Here is a 22,047-nt window from a genome sequence, read left to right on the forward strand (position 1 = left end):
GGATTGGTCGCGGGCGGGGCAAGAGATTGGTTGCGGGCGGAGAAGAGATCAGTTGCGGGTGGTCTCCCAGCCCCGGCGTTCCGGGCGGGGGCCCAACTGCCTCGGGTCCCTCGACCGGTACACCACGTACGGGCGGAACAGGTACAGCACCGGGGCGCTGAACATGTGGACCAGGCGGGTGTAGGGGACCAGGGCGATGAGGAGCATGCCGATGACCGTGTGGATCCGGTAGAGGAGCGGGACGCCCGCCATCAGCGCCGTCTTCGGCTGGAGGGTGAAGAGGCTGCGGGCCCAGGGGGCGATCGTGGCGCGGTAGTCGTAGCCGTCGCCGGAGGTGTGGCTCAGCTTCGCGGTCATGCCCAGCACGATCGCGGCGACCAGGACCAGGTACATGACCTTGTCGTTCGTCGTCGTGGCGCGCAGGACCGGGGCCCGGGTGCGGCGCCGGTAGAGGAGGAGGGCCAGGCCGGCCACCGTGAGGACGCCCGCGAGCGTGCCGCCGTAGAGGGAGAACAGGTGGTACGTGTGCTCGCCGACACCGAGCGACCGCGTCCAGGACGCCGGGACGAACAGGCCGACGAGGTGGCCGGCCAGGACGAACAGGATGCCGTAGTGGAAGACGGGGGAGGCGATGTCCAGCAGCCTCGACTCGTAGACCTGGGAGGAGCGGCTGGTCCAGCCGTACTTGTCGTAGCGGTAGCGCCAGGCCAGTCCGGCGACGAGCAGGGCGCACGCGGTGTAGGGCAGGGCGCCCCACAGGAGGGTGGTCATGGGCGCACTCCGGTGGGCGCCGTCGGCAGGGTGGCGCAGACCGCGTCCAGGACGCAGGCGTACGGGGTGCCGAAGTCGGTCAGCCGGCAGCGGAGTTGTGACAGGCAGTCGCGGTGCTCGGTGAGCAGGTCGGTGTTGCCGGTGCGGGCCGTGAACTCCAGGACGGCGGGCAGGAAGTCCGGCAGCTCCTCGCCGGTGAACTCCATGCCGTACGCCTTGTAGATGTCCTGGAACCGGACCAGGGACATGCCCCGGCGGCGGGTGTCGCCGTCCCGCCACCAGCTGAGGTAGAGGCTGTGCCGGTTCTTGAAGTCGAAGACCTGCACGTAGTGCGCGGCCAGCTCCTGCGGTGGGGTCACCGTCGCGTGGTCGGTGAACTCCCGCAGTTGCGGGGCGGCTTCGCGCAGCAGCGGCAGCCGGGCGACGAAGTCGTCGTCCGGGTAGGTGAGACAGAGCGCCGCCGCCTGGTAGAACACCGCGTCCGAGGGCATCAGTCCTCCTTCGCCTCGTCGGGAGTGTCGGCGGTCTGCCGTCTGCGCAGACCGTGGAAGTTCTGCACCGACACCACAGGGAGCAGTTTCCGCCCCGAGTCCTGGCCGAAGGGGCCGTCGCCGCCCATGCCGGGGCCGCCGTCGAAGTCGAGGCTGCACCCGTCGGGCAGCGCCGACTCCTCCAGGCGGCGGGCGTCGCCGACGGCCGCCGTCGGGATCACGTACCGGTCCTCGTACTTGGCGATCGCCAGCAGCCGGTACATCGCCTCGATCTCCTCCGGCCGCATCCCGACCGCGGAGCCGACCGCCGGGTCCGGCTCCTCGCCCAGGTTGAGCGCCCGCATGTGGGAGCGCATCGCCGCGAGCTTCTCCAGGCAGGCGCGGACCGGGGCGGGGTCGCCCGCGGTGAACAGCTCGGCCAGGTAGGCGAGGGGAATGCGCAGGGTGTCGATCGCGGCGAACAGGTTGTCGGCGTCCTCGCCGTCGTGTCCGGTCTCGGAGAGCGCGTCCACGACGGGGGACAGCGGTGGGATGTACCAGACCATGGGCAGCGTGCGGTACTCCGGGTGCAGGGGCAGTGCCACCCGGTACCTGCTGATCAGCGCGTGGACCGGCGAGCGCCGGGCCGCCTCCGTCCAGTCGTCCGGGATGCCCGCCGCCGCGCAGGCCAGCCGCACCGCCGGGTCCTCCGGGTCGAGGAAGACGCCCAACTGGGCCTCGTACAGCGCCTTCTCGTCCTCGGTCTCGGCCGCCGCCGTCACCTTGTCGGCGTCGTAGAGGACCACCCCGAGGTAGCGCAGCCGGCCCACGCAGGTCTCCGAGCAGACCGTCGGCAGGCCGACCTCGATCCGCGGGTAGCACAGCGTGCACTTCTCGGCCTTGCCGGTGGCGTGGTTGAAGTAGACCTTCTTGTACGGGCATCCGGTCACGCACATCCGCCAGCCCCGGCACCGGTCCTGGTCGACCAGCACGATGCCGTCCTCGGTCCGCTTGTACATCGCCCCGGACGGACAGGAGGCCACGCACGACGGGTTGAGGCAGTGCTCGCAGATGCGGGGGAGGTAGAACATGAAGGTCTGCTCGAACTCGAACCTCACCTTGTCCGAGGCCTGTTGGCGGGCGCGTTCGATCATGGGGTCCAGGTCGCCGTGGGCGGGGGCGCCGGCCAGGTCGTCGTCCCAGTTCGCGGACCACTCGATCTTCATCGGCTTGCCGTCGAGCTGGGAGACCGGGCGGGCCACCGGGTAGTCGTCGCCGAGCGGGGCGTCGGTGAGGTTGCGGTACTCGTACGTCCAGGGCTCGTAGTAGTCCTTGATCTCCGGGAGCCTGGGGTTGGCGAAGATCCCGGCCAGCTTGTGCAGCCGGCCGCCGGCCTTGAGCTTCAGCGCGCCGCGCCGGTTCAGTTCCCAGCCGCCGCGCCACCTCTCCTGGTCCTCGTAGCGGCGCGGATAGCCCTGGCCCGGCCGGGTCTCGACGTTGTTGAACCAGACGTACTCCATGCCCCGCCGGTTGGTCCACGCCTGCTTGCAGGTGACCGAACAGGTGTGACAGCCGATGCACTTGTCGAGGTTCATGACCATCGCGATCTGGGCCATCGGGCGCATCAGTACTCGACCTCCTGGGCGCGGCGCCGGACGACCGTCACCTCGTCGCGCTGGTTGCCCGTCGGGCCCAGGTAGTTGAAGGCCCAGGACAGCTGGGCGTAACCGCCGATCAGGTGCGAGGGCTTGAGGATCAGCCGGGTGAGCGAGTTGTGGATGCCGCCGCGCATGCCGGTGGTCTCCGTCTTCGGGACGGCCACCGTGCGCTCCTGGGCGTGGTGCATGTAGACCGTGCCGGCCGGCATCCGGTGCGAGACGACCGCCCGCGCCACCACCACGCCGTTGCGGTTGACCGCCTCCACCCAGTCGTTGTCCCCGACCCCGATGGCGTCCGCGTCCTGCGGGGACATCCAGATGTTCTGGCCGCCCCGGGAGAGCGCGAGCATGAACAGGTTGTCCTGGTACTCGGAGTGGATCGACCACTTGCTGTGCGGGGTCAGGTAGCGAACCGTCACCTCCCGTTGTCCGTCCGGGCCGAGGCGCGGTTCGCCGAACAGTTTGTTCATGTCCAGCGGTGGCCGGTAGACGGGCAGCGCCTCGCCGAGTTCGTGCATCCAGTCGTGGTCGAGGAAGAAGTGCTGGCGCCCGGTGAGCGTGTGCCAGGGTTTGAGGTGCTCGGTGTTGAGGGTGAACGCCGTGTACCTGCGGCCGCCGGACTCGCTGCCCGACCACTCCGGCGAGGTGATCACCGGGACCGGCGCGGTCTGCGTGTCGGCGTACGTGATCCGCTTGCCCTCGTGCTCGGCGGCCAGGTGGGCCATCTCCTGCCCGGTGCGCTGCTCCAGGGTGCGGAACCCCTGGGTGGCGAGGCGGCCGTTGGTGGTGCCGGAGAGTGCCAGGATGGCGTTGGCCGCCTTCACCGCCGTGTCGAGGGCGGGCCGGTCCTGATATCCGGTGCCGTTCAACTCCCTCAGACGTACGACCTCTTGATCGGGTCTGAGGGTGATCCCCTTCGCGGGCAGACCCAGTTGCTCCACCAGCGGGCCGAGTGCCGAGAACCTGGCGCCGACCGCCGGGTAGTCCCGCTCGACCACGACCAGGTTCGGCATGGTCCGGCCGGGCACCGGCTCGCACTCCCCGCGCTTCCAGTCCCGCACCACCCCGCCGGGCTGGGCGGTCTCGCCCGGGGTGTCGTGCTGGAGCGGCGCCGCCACCAGGTCCCTGCGCACCCCGAGATGGCGCGCGGCCAGCTCGCTCAGCCGCTCGGCGAGCGCCTTGAAGGTGTCGAAGTCGGTGCGTGCCTGCCAGGGCGGGTCCACGGCCGGGGTGAAGGCGTGCACGTAGGGATGCATGTCGGTCGACGACAGGTCGTGCTTCTCGTACCAGGTGGCGGCCGGCAGGACGACGTCCGACAGCAGGGTGGAGGAGGTCTGCCGGAAGTCCAGGGAGAGCAGGAGGTCGAGTTTGCCCTCGGGCGCCTCGTCCCGCCAGGTCACGTCCCGGGGGCGCTGGTCCGGGGATGCCTCCTCGGCGCGCAGGGAGGAGTGCGTGCCGAGGAGGTGCTTGGTGAAGTACTCGGCGCCCTTCGCCGACGAGCCGAGGAGGTTGGCCCGCCAGAGGGTCAGGACGCGCGGCCAGTTCTCCGGGGCGTCCGGGTCCTCGCACGCGAACTTCAGGGTGCCCGCGCGGAGTTCGGCCACCGCCCTGGCCACGGGGTCGCCGGACACCTCGCCGAGTTCGAGGGGGTTGCGGTCGAAGGTCGGGTACGACGGCATCCAGCCCGAACGGGCCGACAGCGCGAGGCAGTCGGCGCCGGTCATCCCGGCGAACCTGCCCTCGCCGAGCGGCGAGGCGAGGACGTCGGCGCCGAACCGGTCGTAGCGCCACTGGTCGGTGTGGAGGAACCAGTAGGCCGTGCCGATCATCTGGCGCGGCGGCCGGGACCAGTCGTTGGCGGAGGCCAGGCAGGCCCAGCCGGTGACCGGGCGGCACTTCTCCTGGCCGACGTAGTGTGCCCAGCCGCCGCCGTTGCGGCCCTGGCAGCCGGTGAGCTGGAGCAGGGCCAGGAAGGCACGGTAGATGGTCTCGGAGTGGAACCAGTGGTTGGTGCCGGCGCCCATCAGGATCATGCAGCGGCCCTGGGAGCGCTCGGCGGTCCGGGCGAACTCCCGGGCGATCTTCACGCACCTGGCGGCCGGGACCGAGGTGTGCCGCTCCTGCCAGGCGGGGGTGCCCGGGGCGTCGGCGTCCTCGTAGTGGGTGGGCCAGCCGCCCGGCAGCCCGTGCCGCCACACGCCGTACTGGGCGAGCAGGAGGTCGTAGACGGTCGTCACCAGCGGGCCGTTCGCACCGCCGAGGCGGGTCGCCGGCACCCCGCGCCGCAGGACGTCCCCGCTGCCCTGCCCGTGTTCGCCGCCGTCGGTGTCGAAGCGCGGCAACAGCACCTCGACCCCGGCCGCCACCTCACTGCCGTACAGGGTCAACCGAGGTTCGATCGCGCCGAGTTCGAGGTTCCAGCGGCCCTTGCCGGGGTCCGTCCAGCGGAAGCCGAGGGAGCCGTTCGGGACGACGGCGCGGCCGGAGGCGGCGTCCAGGACGACCGTCTTCCACTCGGCGCCCTCGCCGTCCTGACCGAGGTCGGCGGCGCGCAGGAACTTGCCCGGCACGTACGCGCCGTCCCGCTCGGTGAGCGTCACCAGGAACGGCAGGTCGGTGAACCTCCGTACGTAGTCCGCGAAGAACGGGGTCTCGCGGTCGACGAAGAACTCCTTGAGGATCACGTGGCCCATCGCGAGGGCCAGCGCGCCGTCGGTGCCGGGGTGCGGGTGCAGCCACTCGTCGGCGAACTTGGCGCTGTCCGCGTAGTCGGGGGAGACGACCACGACCTTCTGGCCGCGGTAGCGGGCCTCCGCCATCCAGTGCGCGTCCGGGGTGCGGGTCACCGGGACGTTCGAGCCCCACATCATCAGATAGGCCGCGTCCCACCAGTCGCCCGACTCCGGCACGTCCGTCTGGTCGCCGAAGACCTGCGGCGAGGCCACCGGCAGGTCCGCGTACCAGTCGTAGAAGGAGAGCATCGGGGCGCCGATGAGGGAGTGGTAGCGGGCGCCGGCCGCGTGCGACACCATCGACATCGCCGGGATGGGGGAGAAGCCCGCGATACGGTCCGGGCCGTACGTCTTGATCGTGTGCACCTGCGCGGCGGCGACGATCTCCACCGCCTCGTCCCAACTCGCCCGTACCAGGCCGCCTTTCCCGCGCGCCTGCTGGTAACGGCGGCGGCGCCCGGGGTCGTTCTGGATGTCCGCCCAGGCCAGTACCGGGTCCGTGAGCCGCTGCTTCGCCTCCCGGTACATCTCCAGGAGCACGCCCCGGACGTACGGATGACGCACCCGGGTCGGCGAGTACGTGTACCAGGAGAACGCGGCGCCCCGCGGGCAGCCGCGGGGCTCGTACTCCGGGCGGTCGGGGCCGGCCGACGGGTAGTCCGTCTCCTGGGTCTCCCAGGTGATGATCCCGTCCTTGACGTACACCTTCCAGCGGCACGACCCGGTGCAGTTCACCCCGTGCGTGGAGCGCACCACCTTGTCGTGGCTCCAGCGGTCCCGGTAGAAGGCGTCCGCCTCCCGGCCGCCGCTCAGGGCCACACTGTGCAGATCGGGCGCGGGCGTACCGGGCCGGAAGAACCGGCCGGCGCTCAGCAGCGCCGCGCCCGGCTCCTTCGGTGGTGTCCGCGTGTCGGTCACGTCCGCTCCCTCGCTCGCCCTTTGCTTCGACGCTAGGGGCGGGCCGGGGAACGCACCTGTTCAGGGCACCCGGACGGGTCAGACCTTGCGGGCGACCCCGCCGTACACCGGCACGATGCCCTCCGCCTGGACGGCCACGTCCACCGGCTCCGGGCGCCAGCCGGAGACCGGGATCACCCCGGGGCCGAGCAGCTCCAGGCCGTCGAAGAAGCGGGAGAAGGCGGGCAGCGTGCGCGGGTGGAAGGGCGTCCCGCTGCGCCGGAAGTTCGCGGCCGCCTGCTCGACCGCCTCCGGGCTGAGGTCCGGGGTGACCTGGGAGAGGATCAGATGGCTGCCCGGGGCGAGCGCGTCGACGTACCTGCGCAGCAGGCCGTACACGTCGTCGCCGTCCGGGTCGTCGTCGAGGTAGTGGGTCAGCGCCACCAGCGACAGCGACACGGGCTCCTCGAAGTCCAGGCTCTCGGCGGCCCGGGCCAGCAGGGTGTCGACGTCCCGGACGTCCGCGTGCACGTACGCGGTGCTGCCCTCCTCCGTGCCCCGCAGCAGCGCCTCCGCGTGGCGCAGCACGATCGGGTCGTTGTCCGCGTACACCACCTTCGACTCCGCCGCCACACCCTGCGCCACCTGGTGCAGGTTCGGCTCGGTCGGGATGCCCGTGCCGATGTCCAGGAACTGCCGGATACCGGACTCGGCGACGGTCCGCACGGCCCGCTGCATGAACCGGCGGTTGGCACGCGCCCCGCGCAGCACGGTGCCGTCCACGGCGAGGATCCGCCGGGCCAGCTCCTCGTCCACCGGGTAGTTGTCCTTGCCGCCCAGCCACCAGTCGTACACCCGCGCCGGATGCGGCCGGCTCGTGTCGATCGAGGTCGGGGCGGGCTCGGGTGCGGTCACAGTCTGTGCTCCTCTGCTCAGGGTTTGTCGCGGTACTCCCGCTCAGGGTCTGTCGCGGTGCTCCCGCTCAGAGTTTGTCGCGGTACTCGCGCAGCAGGTCCTCGGTCCGCTGCGCCGAGGCCGCCCGGGCCGTCATGTGGTCCAGGACCTCCAGGTGCGCCCCGACCTCGTCGCGGGAGTCCAGGTACAGGGCGCCGGTCAGGTACTCGGTGAAGACCATGTCGGGCAGCTCCGGCTCGCCGAACCGGAACAGGGTGAACGGCGCGTACGTACCCGGGTGCGGGCCGCTCGCGAACTCGGCGAGCTGGAGGGTTATCCGGTCCCGTTCGATGTAGGCGAGGAGCTTGTCGACCTGGTCGCGCATCACCTCGGAGGGGCCGCTGACCGGGCGCCGCAGCACCGTCTCGTCCATGATCACCCACAGGTGGGGCGGATCGTCCTGCTCCAGCAGCCGCTGCCGGGTCATGCGCAGCGCCACATGCCGCTCCACGGCCGTGGGATCGCTGTGGCCGATCGTCCCGGCCTCCATCACGGCCCGCGCGTACGCCTCGGTCTGCAACAGGCCGGGGAGGAAGTGCGGCTCGTAGGAGCGGATGACCCGGGCGGCGCCCTCCAGGCTCACGTACAGGCTGAACCAGTCCGGCAGCACGTCGTGGAACCGCTGCCACCAGCCCGGCTGGTTGGCCTCCTCGGCCAGCCGCACGAACGCGGCCTGCTCCTCCTCGGCCACCCCGTACGTCTCCAGCAGCACCTGGAGGTACGGGATCTTCAGCGCGACCTCGGCCATCTCCATCCGCCGTACGGTCGCCTGGGCCACCCGCAGCACCCGCGCCGCCTCGTCCCGGCCCAGCCCGGCCGCCTCGCGCAGCTCCTGCAGCCGCTTGCCGAGCACGACCTGCCCCACTGTGGGCGCAGCACGCCGCTCACTCACGCCACGCCTCCCCTACGTGCCCAAGTACGGGGAGCAGTGTGTCACGCGATGCCGCGTCGCACACCTGGTCGAGGGAACTACTTCCGTCAACTTACCGACGAGTGTGAGTACTTGGCGGGACCGGGGCCGCGGGCAGGAACGTCCCGACGGCCGGCTCGGCGAAGTCGAAGTGCCGGGCCGGGGACCCGGACACGCGACCGTGCTCGCCGCCCGGAAGGCCTGTCCATGGCAGGCTGAACGCACGTACGTCACTCGCCGGTCCCCGGGAAGGAAGCCGCACCATGGCCGTCGCACCGCTGTCGCAGCAGGAGATCGAGGACCGGCTGGCCGAGCTGCCCGGCTGGTCGCTGGACGGCGACCGGCTCGCCCGCGCCTACCGACTCGACTCGCACTTCGCCGCCGTCGCCCTGGTCGTGCACATCGCCCGCATCCAGGACGAACTCGACCACCACTCCGACCTCACCCTCGGCTACAACACCGTCACCCTGACCGTGAACACCCACAGCGTGGGCGGCGCCGTCACGGCCAAGGACGTCGAACTCGCCCACAGGGTGGAGGACATCGCCCCAGGCCACGGCGCACACTGAGCCATGTGCTCGACTACGACAAGGAAGCCGGCGCCTACGACGCGACCCGTGGCGGCGAGGCCCGCGCCGAGGCGGCCGCGGACGCCGTCCTCGGCCTGATCCCCGACAGCATCGGCAGCATCGGCAGCGCCGGCGGTACGGAAGGCCTCGACCACCGCGATCGCCACGGCAGCCGCGATCGCCCCGGCCGTCTCCTCGACCTCGCCTGCGGCACCGGCATCGTCACCCGCCGGCTCGCCGCCGCCCGCCCCGGGCTCCAGGTGACCGGCGCGGACCGCGCACCCGGCATGGCCCGGATGGCGGCGGCCCGGCTGCCGGGATCGGTCCTGCTCGCCGACAGCCGTCGGCTGCCCTTCCGCGACGCCACGTTCGACGCCGTCACGACGGTCTGGCTGCTCCACCTCATCACGGACAGCACCGAGGTCCGCGGGATCGTCGCCGAGTGCGCGCGGGTGCTGCGGCCCGGTGGGGTGTACGTCACCACCGTCGACAAGGCCGCCGCGCACGACGTCGGCAGCGACATCGACGCCGTCCTCGCCGCCCGCCCGCGCCGCCCGGCATCCGACGCCGCCGCGGACGTGAGCGGGTACGCCCTGGCGAGCGGCCTGCTGCCCGCCGGACAGGCCGCCTTCACCGGCGTCGGCCAGGGCCGAAGCCCCCGCTCCACCCTTGCCGACCTGCGGCGCGGCTGGTTCACGATGCTCCCGCCCGACGACCCCGGCGCCGACGACTTCGCCGGCCGGCTGGCGGCCCTGCCCGACCAGGACCGCCGCCGCCCCGACCCCCGCTTCGCGGTACGGGCGTTCAGGAAACCGGCGGCCCGCTGAAGTCCATCGTCCAGTTGGCCACCCAGGTCTCCCCGCCGTCCACCGAGAACGCCTGCTCCCAGCGCGCGCCGGTGGGGGAGACCCCCGACCACACGAACCGCACCCGTACGTCCTTGCCCTCGTGCGTGTCGTCGCCGTAGAACTCCCCGCGGCCGCCGTCGAACCGTCCGACGACCGGCGGGAACAGCTTCCCGCTCCGGCTCGCCGCCCAGTTCAGCGACCACTGCCCGGTCTCCGGGTCGAAGAGCCGCAAGGTCACGCCCTTCGCGCCCAGATACGGCATGTCGATCTCGTCGACGTTGGCGGCGCCGTCGAACAGCGGCCGGCAGCGGCTGACGGCGGGGAACTCCACCCACGCGCTTCACCCGCCGCTGGACCTTCGACACCAACTCCTCCACCAACACCGGCAAGGGCCACGACGGCCAGGGCAACCACCAGCTGTCCGTCGCGGACGTCGACGGCGACGGCATGACCACGGCACCTCGACCGTCGGTGTACACGCCCTGAGCGGGAACCAGCGCGCGCCCGGTCCGCTCCTCAGCGGCCCGCGCTCCGGCGCACCACGGCCAGGCCGGTGGCGACGACCGACCCGCTGCCGAGCAGTCCCGCGCCCGCCGCGGCCTGACCGTGGTCGAGGAAGTACTTGGCGAGCCACAGACACCCCACCCCGATGAAGGCACCGACCGTGACACTCACCGCGTAGAAGACCAGACTCAGCACCTCGACCCGCCGGCGGTGATCGAACTCCCGCTCCACCTGGGCGAGCATGCGCTCGGCGCTGCCGGGGATGATCTGCTCCCAGCGCTCGGCCTGCTCCACCACGGGCAGTTGCCGCCAACCCGCCGGCCCACCGGCGGATTCCACCGGGGCGGCGGATCCCGTGGGGGTCTCGTCCTGCATGCTCATGCGTGCCGCCCGAGTCGCTCGGTGTGCTGGAACAGGCCGGTCGGCCAGGACAGCTGCGGTGCCGGTCCTGTCCCATCGGGATCAGGCGGAGCGCCCTGACCGTCGTCGGGTTCGGGCGGCGGGCCCAGGGCGGCGTACATCTCCGCCAACCGGGCCAGGACGAGCCGGTCGGGCGGCTCGGCAGCGGGGCGGGGCGGGCGCCGCCGCCGGGCCAGGGCCGCCGTGAGAGAGACCCAGGTCACGAGGAGCGTCACCGGCCACCACAGGCCACGCCCCGACGGCAGGAACTCCAGCACACACCAGAGCGCGGCGGCGAGCCCGAGCATGCCGAGGAAGAGACGGAGCGGCCTGGGCCGGGACGCCGGGACGGCACCTACCGCGGAGCGGTCCCGACCCGCGTCCGTCGCGGCCTGCTCCGACCGATCCGAAGCGGCCGTGGCCTCGGAGGGTTCCGGGACTTCGTCGGCGGCATCGCAGGACGAGCGGGCGCTGCCGTCTCCGAGCAGTTCCAGGACACCCTTGCGGGTGGCGATCACCAGCGCGCGCCTCGCCCCGGACGGCGGCTCGGCGGCCGGAGTCCACGACCAGGTGGCGTTCGACGGATCCCGGTCCCCGTTCAGGGCGACGACCCGCCACTTGCCGGGCCGGAACGCCCGGTCCAGGATCGATCGCGGCGCGTCACCGAAGTCGTCCACGTCGCGTTCCAGGAGCAGCAGCACACGCCGTCCCACAGGGACGGACCCGGCCGCGGTGGAGCCCGCCATGGCCGCCGCGAAGGACGGGGCCGCCAGCATCGGCATGTTGTAGGTGCGGAATTCCTCGGGCAGCGGACGCGGGCGGTCGTGGATCTCGTGGATCTCGTCGGACTCGCGGTCGTCGCGTGCCGCGACCCGAACCAGCGGCCGGCGGCCGTGGACCAACCAGGCCACGTCCATGTTCACGGCGTACCGGCCCGTCAGCGCGATGACCGCGGCACACTGGTCGACGCGTGCCGCCGCCAGCACCTCGGGCTGCCTGGCGTCGCCCACGATCACCGGCACCGACTGCAGTTCGGCGACGTCGAGACCGTCCGCCGACGGGTCGCTGTCCACGGCGACGACCTCAAGGCCGAGGGCGAGCAACTGCTCCAGCACACCCGTGCCGGTACGGCCGAGCCCGACGAGCACGACGTGGCCGTTCGAGGGGAGGTTCCCCCGGTGCGGTGGGCTCGAACGCAGTTCGACCACCGTCCGGTCGGGCGCGGCGGCCGCGACGACGGAGTCCGGTGGCAGCAGGGACACGTCTCCGGCGTCGTCGCGCAGGGCGATCGGTACGCTCGCGGAGCCCCTGTCCGGCGTCGGTTCGGCCGCCGGCCGCTCGGCGACGTAGACGGTGAACCCGGACGGTGCCGAGACGGCTCCGGAGATCCCGAAGAACCTCGTGACGATGTTGACGCCCGCCAGGTGCCAGGGCGCCAGCACGGTGTACGAGGCGGCTCCCGCGCGTGAGAGGCTCTCCTCCAGCACGGAGAACCAGGCCGTGCTCTCGCATCTGAGCACCAGTCTGATCCCGGGGTTCAGCCGCAGGGCCAGGAGCGCGATGGGCAGGACATCTCTGGGGTCGTCCATCAGTACGCCGAAGGCCGAGGCGGACTCCACACCGGCCTCGGTCATCTCCGCCGCCAGCGGATGGCCGTCGGCTTCCCGCGCCGCCCAGTCGGCGCCGTCCGTCCAGGCACCGGCTGCCCGCAGGCCGTGTCCCCGTTCGCGGTCGAAGGGGATGACCCGGACGTCCGCGGCGTAGACCTCTCTGAGGTGGTGCGCGGTCTGCCGGGTGAGCGCCCCGTTTCCGCAGAGGACCATGTGGCCCACGGACCTGGAGTGCTCCGGGGCCTCAAGAACGGACGGCATCGTCTGGACCACGACAGACTCCCCACGCGTCATGAGTGAACCGGGACCCATGATGGCCCATGGGAAGGGGGAGGGCGTGTGCCCGGTGCGGCACGCGCCCTCGGTCCTCAGGCCACCGCGCAGGTCTGGCCACCCAGTTCGAAGGCCGTGGGTCTGCCGTTCGAGCCGCTCCAGGTGCCCGTGAAGCCGAACGACACCGACGAGCCCGCTGCCACTGTGCCGTTCCAACTGACGTTCCTGGCCGTGACGGCCGCACCGGACTGGGTCCAGTCGGCATTCCACAGCTGGCCGATGGTCTGGCCGTTCGGGAAGGACCAGCCCAGAGACCAACCGTTCCACGCCGACGAGCCCGTGTTGGCGAGCTGGACGTCCGCCTGGAAGCCGCCCGTCCACTGGTTGGTGATCTTGTAGGCGATCGTGCAGGCGGCGGTCGGCGTCGGGTCCGTGCCGCCCCCGCCGTCGTCGCTGCCACCCGCGTCGCCGTAGATCACACCCCGGCCGTTGGTCGAGACGTACACCCGGCCGTACACCCGCGGGTCACCCGTGATGGCCGCGCCCGTCCAACCCCACTGGTGGGCGTCGTCGTTGATGCGGGTCCAGGTCGCGCCCCGGTCCGTGGAGCGGAAGATGCCGCGCACTCCGCCGATCTTCGCGCTGGTGTAGAGCGTCTGGTACGAGGCGCCCGGCGCCGCCTTGCCGAAGCCGATCGTGTCGGCCTGGTCGACGTTCGAGAGCTTGGTGAAGCTCGCGCCGCCGTCGGTGGAGTGCCAGAGGCCGTACGCGCTGTCGGTCGAGCCACCGGCCAGCCATACATCGCCCTTCGTTCCGGGCAGCGCCTTGAAGCGCACGCTGTCACCGCTCGGCAGACCCGTCGCGGCGGACGCCGTGAAGGTCGCCCCGCCGTCCGTACTCACGTAGAACTTGCCGGACTTGAAGCCGTAGAAGGTCCTGGGATCGACGCGGTCGGACTCGACGGTCGCGCCCGCCGGGATCCCGCTCGACGCCGACCAGGACGAGCCGAAGCCCGTCGTGTACTGCACGCCGGTACCGGCCGGGCTCCACACGAACCGGCTCCCGTCGGCGGCGGCCGCGACCGTGCCGCCCCCGCTCACCCCCGAAGGGTCCGTCCCCGCGAACCAGTTGGCCCCGTTGTCCGTCGAGAACGCGATGTGCGGGCCGGAGTCGAGATTTCCCACCCGGACCACCGTGTTCGGGTTGGACTCGGCGAAGTCCAGGCTGGTCGTGGTCGTGAAGGTGGGGGACGTATACATCATCGACGGGACCTTGGTGACGTCCGTGTGGCGGAAGCCGCCGATGTCACCGAGCGCGCTGAAGAGCTGGGCACCGCCGGACGGGGGAGCGGCCAGGTCGTCGACCGAGGTCTCCTCCAGGCCCTGCACCATCGGCTTGACCGTGAACTGGCCGCCGCTGTCCCACTTCGTCAGGTCCTCGGTGCCGTACAGCGTCGCCCCCGTCCCGTACATCATCCGGTCCGAGTCGAACGGGTCGATCTCCAGTGCCTCCGTCATCCACCCCAGTTTCGGGCTCTGTTCGGGCGGCGACGGGTTCGCGCCGAAGGCCAGCCAGGGGGAGGACGAGACGTCGATCGTGTAGCGGTTCGAGCGGTTCGGGTACGACGTGTAGTCCCAGGCCTTCGTCCAGGTCGCCCCGCTGTCCGTGGAGCGGAAGATCTGGGTGTCCGGCCACCAGGAGCTGTACGCCGTCGCCATCACCGTGCCGGGGTGCTGCCGGTCGACCGTCAGCCCGGAGAAACCGTAGTACGTGTCGGCCTCCGCGACCGGGCTGATGTCGGTCCAGGTGCCGGTCGCCGTCGCGTACCGCCACAGCTGCCCCTTGCCGCCGTCGTACGGGCCGCCCTTGTCGCTGTAGGCGAGATAGAGATAACCGTTCTTCGCGTCCAGCACGCCCTTGTGGGCGAGGTATCCGGTCGGCTGACCGGCGAGCCTCGTCCAGGTCGCGCCCGCGTCCGTCGAGCGGTACACCGCGTTGTCCTTGTCGGCGACCCCGACGTAGATCGTCTTCGTCGCCGTACCGGCCGTACCCGTCGACTCGTCGAAGGTGACCCACACGATGCCCTGGTTGTCGGAGGCGTAGCCGGTGGTGTCGGTCGGATCCTGCACGTAATTACCGACGTTGGGGAAGGTGGTCACCTGCGACCAGGTCACCCCGGAGTCCGTCGACCGCCACAGCCCCTTGCCGCTCGGCGCGCCCAGGTACAGCACGCTGTCCTTGTTCGGGTCGATCGCCAGCCGCTCGCCCATGCCCCGGCCGGGCATGTTGCCGCCCAGCTTGAACGGCAGGGCGGTCTTCTGCCAGCCGGCGCCCCGGTCGGAGGAGCGCAGCACGGCTCCGTTCGTCGGGTCCCAGCTGTTGGTGTACGTCCCGACGGCCGCGTACACCTTGTCCGGGTCGACGGAGTCGGAGGCGAGGCTGACGACGCCCGTGTGCCCCCACTCGTCCCAGCCGACCGAGTCCAGCAACGGTGTCCAGGTCTTCGTCGACTCCGACCAGCGGTAGGCACCGCCGATGTCGGTACGGGCGTAGGCGAGATTCTTCTCGCTGCGGTTGAAGACGATCCCGGGGACAAAACCGCCGCCGTCGATCCGGGCGTTGTGCCAGGTGTACGTGTCGGCGGCGAGCGTGACGTTCGCGGTTTCGTGGGCGGCGAGCGCGGGCGGGGTACCTGCGAGCAAGCCGGCGGCGAGGGCCATGACGGCGGTGAGGATGCGGGTTCTTCGCACGGGAGAAAGTCCTCTCTAGTAGGGGGGAAGAGCGGCCCCTAGTGCGGGTAGGGGCCGCCCACTGGAGCGCCCCGTCAGGGGCGCTGGGGGTACCCCCAGCCTTCGGCTGGGGGAGGAACTGCGCGACCAGCCACGACGAAACCCGCAGCCGACCACCGCAGTCACCGGAACTACTCCAGCAGCTCCGCATACGACCCCATGGCCAGCGCGATGTCCGCCTGAGCCCAGAACCGGTGATACGTGAACACAGGCGCGGCCCCGCCCGCCAGATAGCTCTGGATCTTCGACCACGCCGGATCGTTCTGGTAGAAGGACCGCAGCGAGGCGAACGTCGACGACGAGTTGATCGCGTCGCCGTTCGGCATCTTCCCGGTCCACCCGCTCGGGACGTACACACCGTCGTCGAAGCGGTTGTAGTCGGCCCGCGTCTCCGGCACCGCGATCCCCAGGCTGTCCTGGTAGTTGTTCCACATGCCGTCGAGCAGCGCCTTGGCCGTGGACTTCGCCGTCGCGTCACCGGACTTCGCGGCGTAGTACGTCAGCGTCTTCGCGTACGCGGCCGCCACGCCCACGTCGTTCGTGTAGTCGGAGACCGTGACGTGAAGTCCGCTGTTGGAGCCCGGATTCGACGCGTTCCAGGTGTCGGGCTGCCCCGACCACTGCAGCGTCGACGGGATCAGGTACGTGCCGTCGGGGTTGATCGTGGTCTTGGACAGCGCCCACGCCACCCACTTGTCGAGGATCGTCTTCGCCGTGGCGTTCCCGGTCTGCTGGTAGTACTCGGCGACCCGCTCCATCGACCAGGCCTGGAAACCGAACCACTGGTTGGACGGCGGGTCGTGGTACACCGGCTCCCAGTCGTAGTACATGCCGTAGAACGTCGACGTACCGGACGGCGGGCTCGCGTACCGCCCCTGCCAGCTGTTGGTCGCACCGCCCGCGATGGCACCCTCGGACGACTGCAGCCAGCGGTAGAACTCCAGCTGCCGGGTCAGGGACGTGCCCCAGTCCGTCGCGCCCGTGGCCGACTTGGGCTTCAGGTCGGCGTACGAGCTCAGCGCGTAGGCGGCCAGCGGGTTCTGGTAGCCGCCGTGCACATGGCTCGACCCGATCCGCCACGCCCAGCCCGCACTCGAATCGGTCGCTCCGCCCCACGCGTAGTACCAGGAGAGCAGATAGTCCGAGGCGTCCTTGCCGGTGCCGGCCGCGCAGGTCGTCGGGCCCACGCAGTTGCCGATTTTCTTGAAGTACTTGTCGTACATCGCGTAGCGGAGATAGTCGCCCATCTTCGCCGCCTTGCCCACGGTGGCGGAGACGTCGGCGCCCTTGCCCTGCTCCTTCGCCCACACGTCCGCCCAGTACGCGGCCTGCACCGCACGCGCGTCGGCGTCCGGGGCGTCCGTGTACTTCCACTGCTTGGCGTAGGACGAGTCACCCGTGAAGAGGTCCAAGTAGCCGTTCGTCCCGCCGTACTTGAAGGCGTCGCAGGTCGGCTGCGGAACCGTCTCCCACACCGACTCCTGCGGACCGCGCTGGAAGGTGTTGATGTAGGAGGGTCCTTCGGCCGTCGGGCCCGCCTCGCACCCGCCGCCCGGAGTGTCGCCGTAGCCGTAGACGTTGTCGACGTCCTGCAGCCAGTGCATGCCGTAGACGTCGTCCGTGCCGTACGCGCTCTTCAGCTCGGCTGCGATCGGGTCCGAGCCCACCGACACCGACGTGTCCAGCTTCGCCGGGTACTCGTTCGGGGTGTCCAGCTCGGGTGCGTACGTCGCCGGTTTGGACGCGTTGTAGAAGGAGTTGGTCGACTGGTCGGCGTGGGTCGGGATCATGTATTTCTCCATGAGGGCCCAGGCACCGTTGAACTTGGACCAGTCACCGGTGACCTTGCCGTACATGGCCTGCAGCCAGAGAAGGTAGCTGTACGCCTCCGACGTGGTCTCGTGGCCCTGGTCCGGGGCCTCGACGATCAGCGTCTCGACCGAGTGGTAGGGGATGCCCTCGGGGGAGAAGTAGCCGTTCGCCGGGTTGGTGATCCTCCCGTAGAGGTCCAGGAAGCGCGCGTCGTAGGCGTTCGACGCGGCCAGTTCGGTCACGGTGACCGTGGCGCCGGTGTGGCCGGTCGCCGACGCCGTGAAGGTCGCGGTGCCGGTGCCCGCGGAGTCCGCGGCCACGGTCACGTTCTGCGCGGTGCTCCAGTTGGACGGCGTGAACGTGAGCGACGATCCGGCGCTCACCGAGAGCCCGGTGTTGCCGGCCGTGCGGGCCACGGACACCGTCACGTTGGCGCTCGGCTGCTTCGACAGGCTCACGCCGAACGTGCCCGTCGCGCCCTGCTGGATGCCCAGCTGGGCCGGCGAGGCCACGACCGCGGGGCCCGAGGCGACCGTGATGCCGACCGGCGTCGAGGACGCGGACGCGCCCAGGCTGTCGTACGCCTTCGCCACCAAGGAATGACTGCCCACGGTCAAGCTGGAGACCGGGAGCGAGTACGGCGACGACGTGTCGGTGCCCAGCAGCGTGGTGTCGTCGTAGAACTCCACCTTGCCGATCGTCGCGCCGTCGGCCGCCGCCGCGGTCGCCGCCAGCGGGATCGCGTCGCCCTGCGTGTAGACCGCGCCCGCGCTCGGGCTGGTCAGCACGGCGATGGGCGGCTGGTGCGCACCGGCGCACGTCGTGCCGTTGATCGCGAAGCTCGTCGGGGCCGCGTTGCTGCCCGTGTACGAGAACTGGGCGCCGGTCGACACCGCCGCGCCGGCCGCGATCGTGCCGTTGTACGACGCGTTCTGCACGGTGACCGAGGTGCCGGACTGGGACCAGGAGCCGTTCCAGCCGCTGACCAGCTTCTGGTTGCCGGTGTACGCGTACGCCAGCGTCCAGCCGTTGATCGCGTCGGTGCCGCGGTTGGTGAGGGTGAGGTCGGCGGTGAAGCCGGTGCCCCAGTCGTTGGTCTTGTAGTCCACGCTGCACTGGACGGTCGCCGCCTGGGCGGGAGTCGTGCCCGTCGCGAGCATGGACAGTGGCAGGGCGAGGGCCGCGACGACGGCCGTCCACAACCGTCGCACGGCTCCGCGCCTCCGCCCGGGATGCAGGGCATATCCGGGTCGCATGTGCTGGTTCCTCCTTGCGCTTGCGGCTCGGGGAGAAGTCAAGGCTTGAACCAGTGGGAGCGCTCCCATAGTGGAGACGTGGCATGGTGCGGTCAAGGCCGTTGAAGAGTCGAAAAGATTCGACGGATCCCGCTGCGGAAAAGTCAAGCAACTCCCCTGTTCTTTGCCCGCACTTGGCGCTACCTTCCTTCGCACCAGTGGGAGCGATTCCGTTCAGTCGACGCGTCCGTCACGACGCGCCCGAGCTGCAAGGAGTCGCTCATGCGACACCCCCCGCGTTCAGTTCTTTTAGCCGTCACCGGTGCGGTCGCCCTCGTCGGGGCCGCACTGGTGCCGGTGGTGTCGGCGTCCGGCGCCACACCCGCGTGCACGGTCGAGTACGCGGTCACGAGTCAGTGGGACACGGGTTTCCAGGGCTCCGTGACCATCACCAACAACATGGCCGCCATGAGCAGTTGGAGCCTGAGCTTCGACTTCGCGAACGGCCAGAAGGTCACCCAGGGCTGGAGCGCCAAGTGGTCCCAGTCCGGTACGACGGTCACCGCCGCCAACGAGAGCTGGAACGGCTCCCTCGCCACCGGTGCGAGCGTCAGCGCCGGGTTCCTCGGCTCCTGGTCGGGGAGCAACGCCGTACCGACGGCGTTCAGGCTCAACGGCACGACGTGCAACGTCGATCCGGAGCCCACGCCCACACCTACGCCGACTCCCACGCCGACCGAGCCGCCCGCCGGCGGTACGGCCCCGGCCCTGCACGTCTCCGGCACCAAGCTCGTGGACGCGAGCGGAACGGCCCGTCGCCTGCTCGGGGTGAACCGCTCCGGCGGCGAGTTCATGTGCGTGCAGGGCTACGGCATCTGGGACGGCCCGGTGGACGACGCGGCGATCAAGGCGATCGCCGACTGGAAGGCCGACGCCGTCCGCATCCCCCTCAACGAGGAGTGCTGGCTCGGCCTGTCCAACGTCAAACCCGAGTACGCGGGCGCCAACTACATCAGCGCCGTGAAGGACCTGGTGGCCCGCGTCGAGTCGTACGGCCTCACACCGATCCTCGAACTCCACTGGTCCTACGGCCAGTACACCGGCAACTCGGCCGGCTGCTCCGACGTGCACGCCACCTGCCAGAAGCCGATGCCGGACGCGCAGTACAGCCCGTCCTTCTGGTCCTCGGTGGCAGGCACCTTCAAGGACGACCAGGCGGCCGTCTTCGACCTGTTCAACGAGCCCTACCCGGACCGGGCGACCTCGACGGCCGCCCAGGCCTGGCAGTGCTGGCGGGACGGCGGCACCTGCCCGGGGATCGGCTACGAGGTCGCCGGGATGCAGGACCTGGTGGACGGCATCCGCGGCGCCGGCGCCAGGAACGTCATCATGATCGGCGGGCTCGCGTACTCCAACGACCTCAGCCAGTGGCTGACGTACAAACCCAGCGACCCGGCCGGCAACCTCGTCGCCGCCTACCACGGCTACAACTTCAACACCTGTGCCAGTGAGAGCTGCTGGAACTCCACCCTCGCCCCGGTCGCGGCCCAGGTGCCGCTGGTCGCCGGGGAGATCGGCGAGAACACCTGCTCGCACGCGTTCGTCGACCAGGTCATGAAGTGGTTCGACGACCGCGGCCTCTCCTACCTGGGCTGGACCTGGAGCACCTGGGACTGCTCCGCCGGCCCGTCCCTGATCTCCGACTACAGCGGTACGCCGACGGCGTACGGCGTCGGGCTGCGCGACCACCTCAAGGCCGTCAATCCGTAAGCACGCCCACCGAAGAAGCACGCCTACCGAAGAAGAAGGAACCCGCTCATGAGTCGTACCAGAACAGCGGTTCTCGCCGCCCTGGCGCTCGTCGCCGGGGTGTCCGGGCCGGCGGTCGCCGTGACCCCGGCCGCCGAGGCGGCGATCTCCGCGATTCCCTGCACCGTCGACTACACGATCCAGAACGACTGGGGATCCGGCTTCACCGCCGCCGTCACCGTCACCAACAACTCGGCGGCGAAGTCGAGTTGGTCGGTGAAGTGGTCGTACGCCGGGAACCAGCAGGTGAGCAGTTACTGGAACACCAGGCTGACCCAGAGCGGCACCGCCGTCACCGCGAACAACGAGACCTACAACGGCACGCTGGCGACCGGCGGCTCGGTCAGCTTCGGCTTCAACGGGTCGTACAGCGGGACGAACGCGGTCCCGACCGCCTTCACCCTCGACGGCGTCACCTGCAATGTCGACGACGGCAGCGGCGGCGGAGGCGGCGGGGACAACGGAGGCGGCTCCGGGACCCGCGTCGACAACCCGTACTCCGGCGCCAAGGTGTACGTGAACCCGGAGTGGTCGGCGAAGGCCGCCGCCGAGACGGGCGGCAGCCGGATCTCCAACCAGCCCACCGGCGTGTGGCTCGACCGGATTGCCGCGATCAACGGCACCAGCACCAGCATGGGCCTGCGCGCGCATCTCGACGCGGCCCTGGCTCAGAAGGGCAGTGGCGAGGAAGTGGTCCAGCTGGTCGTCTACGACCTCCCCGGACGCGACTGCGCGGCCCTCGCGTCCAACGGCGAGCTCGGCCCGACGGAGATCGACAAGTACAAGACGCAGTTCATCGACCCGATCGCGGCGATCCTCTCCGACAGCAAGTACGCCTCGCTGCGGATCGTCACCACCATCGAGATCGACTCGCTGCCCAACCTGGTCACCAACACCGGCAGCCGGGCCACCGCCACCGCCAACTGCAACACCATGCTGGCCAACGGCAACTACGTGAAGGGCGTCGGCTACGCCGTCGCCAAGCTCGGCGCGATCCCCAACGTCTACAACTACCTCGACGCCGGCCACCACGGCTGGCTGGGCTGGGACGACAACTTCGCCCCGGCGGCCAACGTGTTCAAGCAGGCGGCCACCAGCGAGGGCGCGACCGTCGACGACGTGCAGGGCTTCATCACCAACACGGCCAACTACAGCGCCCTGAAGGAGAACAACTTCACCGTCAACGACACGGTGAACGGCACCTCCGTCCGCCAGTCCAAGTGGGTCGACTGGAACCGTTACGTCGACGAGCTGTCCTTCGCCCAGGCCTTCCGCACCGAACTGGTGTCGGTCGGCTTCAACTCCGGCATCGGCATGCTGATCGACACCTCCCGCAACGGCTGGGGCGGCAGCGCGCGGCCGACCGGGCCCGGCGCGACGACCAGCGTGGACACGTACGTCGACGGCGGCCGCTACGACCGCCGGATCCACGTCGGCAACTGGTGCAACCAGTCCGGAGCCGGCCTCGGAGAGCGCCCGCAGGCCGGCCCGGCCGCCGGGATCGACGCCTACGTCTGGATGAAGCCCCCGGGTGAGTCCGACGGTTCCAGCACCGCCATCCCGAACGACGAGGGCAAGGGCTTCGACCAGATGTGCGACCCGACGTACACGGGCAACGCGCGCAACGGCAACAACATGTCCGGCGCCCTGCCGAACGCGCCGCTGTCCGGGCACTGGTTCTCGGCACAGTTCCAGCAGCTGATGGCCAACGCGTATCCGCCGCTGTCGTGATGACCGGTTGAGCTGAACTCGACGCTGCGGGCCGTGTGTGGCTGGTCGCGCCCACGCGGCGGAGCCGCATGTCGAA

At 70.6% G+C, this 22,047-nt stretch carries 14 protein-coding genes and 2 pseudogenes; 5 read left to right on the plus strand and 11 right to left on the minus strand.

What is annotated here, in order from left to right:
* Positions 1 to 48 precede the first annotated feature (48 nt).
* From narI to ABT137_RS39495, 6 genes are all read right to left on the minus strand, one after another.
* Positions 49 to 771, minus strand: a complete 723-nt coding sequence (gene narI, locus ABT137_RS39470) for a respiratory nitrate reductase subunit gamma (protein WP_351716480.1) — start codon at positions 769 to 771, stop codon at positions 49 to 51.
* On the minus strand, positions 768 to 1,262 hold the full coding sequence (gene narJ, locus ABT137_RS39475; RefSeq protein WP_351716482.1) for a nitrate reductase molybdenum cofactor assembly chaperone: 495 nt from the start codon (positions 1,260 to 1,262) through the stop codon (positions 768 to 770). Before narJ ends, narI begins: the two co-directional genes overlap by 4 nt.
* Positions 1,262 to 2,866, minus strand: coding sequence for a nitrate reductase subunit beta (narH, locus tag ABT137_RS39480; RefSeq protein WP_351716484.1), 1,605 nt, complete (start codon positions 2,864 to 2,866; stop codon positions 1,262 to 1,264). The genes narJ and narH overlap by 1 nt, the downstream gene beginning before the upstream one ends.
* Positions 2,866 to 6,549, minus strand: coding sequence for a nitrate reductase subunit alpha (locus ABT137_RS39485; RefSeq protein ID WP_351716485.1), 3,684 nt, complete (start codon positions 6,547 to 6,549; stop codon positions 2,866 to 2,868). Before ABT137_RS39485 ends, narH begins: the two co-directional genes overlap by 1 nt.
* Positions 6,550 to 6,627: 78 nt before the next feature.
* On the minus strand, positions 6,628 to 7,443 hold the full coding sequence (locus ABT137_RS39490; RefSeq protein ID WP_351716487.1) for an SAM-dependent methyltransferase: 816 nt from the start codon (positions 7,441 to 7,443) through the stop codon (positions 6,628 to 6,630).
* 67 nt (positions 7,444 to 7,510) lie between these two features.
* On the minus strand, positions 7,511 to 8,374 hold the full coding sequence (locus tag ABT137_RS39495; RefSeq protein WP_351716489.1) for a Sco1979 family transcriptional regulator: 864 nt from the start codon (positions 8,372 to 8,374) through the stop codon (positions 7,511 to 7,513).
* Positions 8,375 to 8,655: 281 nt separating this feature from the next.
* On the opposite strand from ABT137_RS39495, the gene ABT137_RS39500 reads away from it, so the two are divergent.
* Positions 8,656 to 8,961, plus strand: coding sequence for a 4a-hydroxytetrahydrobiopterin dehydratase (locus ABT137_RS39500; protein ID WP_351716491.1), 306 nt, complete (start codon positions 8,656 to 8,658; stop codon positions 8,959 to 8,961).
* Between the two features lie 5 nt (positions 8,962 to 8,966).
* Positions 8,967 to 9,788 (plus strand): class I SAM-dependent methyltransferase, encoded by an 822-nt coding sequence (locus ABT137_RS39505; protein ID WP_351716493.1) that lies wholly within the window; start codon positions 8,967 to 8,969, stop codon positions 9,786 to 9,788.
* On the opposite strand, the pseudogene ABT137_RS39510 reads toward ABT137_RS39505, so the two are convergent.
* A pseudogene (locus ABT137_RS39510) lies at positions 9,766 to 10,149 on the minus strand (hypothetical protein); the annotation flags it as partial. The gene ABT137_RS39505 and the pseudogene ABT137_RS39510 overlap by 23 nt on opposite strands.
* On the opposite strand from ABT137_RS39510, the pseudogene ABT137_RS39515 reads away from it, so the two are divergent.
* Positions 10,149 to 10,256 (plus strand): annotated as a pseudogene (locus ABT137_RS39515) (rhamnogalacturonan lyase family protein); the annotation flags it as partial. The pseudogenes ABT137_RS39510 and ABT137_RS39515 overlap by 1 nt on opposite strands.
* 69 nt (positions 10,257 to 10,325) lie before the next feature.
* Here the strand turns inward: ABT137_RS39515 and ABT137_RS39520 are convergent.
* The 4 genes from ABT137_RS39520 to ABT137_RS39535 all read right to left on the minus strand — a co-directional run bounded on the left by ABT137_RS39520 (position 10,326) and on the right by ABT137_RS39535 (position 18,434).
* Complete coding sequence (locus ABT137_RS39520) at positions 10,326 to 10,694, minus strand: DUF2335 domain-containing protein (RefSeq protein ID WP_351716494.1); 369 nt, start codon at positions 10,692 to 10,694, stop codon at positions 10,326 to 10,328.
* Entirely contained in the window at positions 10,691 to 12,595 is a 1,905-nt protein-coding gene (locus ABT137_RS39525) for an NAD-binding protein (protein ID WP_351716496.1), read from the minus strand. Before ABT137_RS39525 ends, ABT137_RS39520 begins: the two co-directional genes overlap by 4 nt.
* A 95-nt stretch (positions 12,596 to 12,690) precedes the next feature.
* A complete protein-coding gene (locus tag ABT137_RS39530; protein WP_351716498.1) occupies positions 12,691 to 15,345 on the minus strand; it encodes a cellulose binding domain-containing protein in 2,655 nt (884 codons plus the stop codon).
* Between the two features lie 170 nt (positions 15,346 to 15,515).
* Positions 15,516 to 18,434, minus strand: a complete 2,919-nt coding sequence (locus ABT137_RS39535; RefSeq protein WP_351716611.1) for a glycoside hydrolase family 48 protein — start codon at positions 18,432 to 18,434, stop codon at positions 15,516 to 15,518.
* 279 nt (positions 18,435 to 18,713) lie between these two features.
* Here ABT137_RS39535 and ABT137_RS39540 point away from each other — a divergent pair, with 279 nt between their 5' ends.
* On the plus strand, positions 18,714 to 20,201 hold the full coding sequence (locus tag ABT137_RS39540; RefSeq protein WP_351716501.1) for a cellulose binding domain-containing protein: 1,488 nt from the start codon (positions 18,714 to 18,716) through the stop codon (positions 20,199 to 20,201).
* A gap of 48 nt (positions 20,202 to 20,249) precedes the next feature.
* Complete coding sequence (locus ABT137_RS39545; RefSeq protein ID WP_351716503.1) at positions 20,250 to 21,971, plus strand: glycoside hydrolase family 6 protein; 1,722 nt, start codon at positions 20,250 to 20,252, stop codon at positions 21,969 to 21,971.
* Positions 21,972 to 22,047: the final 76 nt, after the last annotated feature.

This window comes from Streptomyces sp. NPDC001980 (assembly GCF_040296885.1).
Lineage (GTDB): Bacteria > Actinomycetota > Actinomycetes > Streptomycetales > Streptomycetaceae > Streptomyces.

Bases quoted from the DNA above. Each gene is read 5' to 3' on its own strand.
- ABT137_RS39500 (WP_351716491.1), top strand. From the start codon at position 8,656: ATGGCCGTCGCACCGCTGTCGCAGCAGGAGATCGAGGACCGGCTGGCC.
- narJ (WP_351716482.1), bottom strand. From the start codon at position 1,262: ATGCCCTCGGACGCGGTGTTCTACCAGGCGGCGGCGCTCTGTCTCACC.
- narI (WP_351716480.1), bottom strand. From the start codon at position 771: ATGACCACCCTCCTGTGGGGCGCCCTGCCCTACACCGCGTGCGCCCTG.
- ABT137_RS39545 (WP_351716503.1), top strand. From the start codon at position 20,250: ATGAGTCGTACCAGAACAGCGGTTCTCGCCGCCCTGGCGCTCGTCGCC.
- ABT137_RS39520 (WP_351716494.1), bottom strand. From the start codon at position 10,694: ATGAGCATGCAGGACGAGACCCCCACGGGATCCGCCGCCCCGGTGGAA.
- ABT137_RS39540 (WP_351716501.1), top strand. From the start codon at position 18,714: ATGCGACACCCCCCGCGTTCAGTTCTTTTAGCCGTCACCGGTGCGGTC.
- narH (WP_351716484.1), bottom strand. From the start codon at position 2,866: ATGCGCCCGATGGCCCAGATCGCGATGGTCATGAACCTCGACAAGTGC.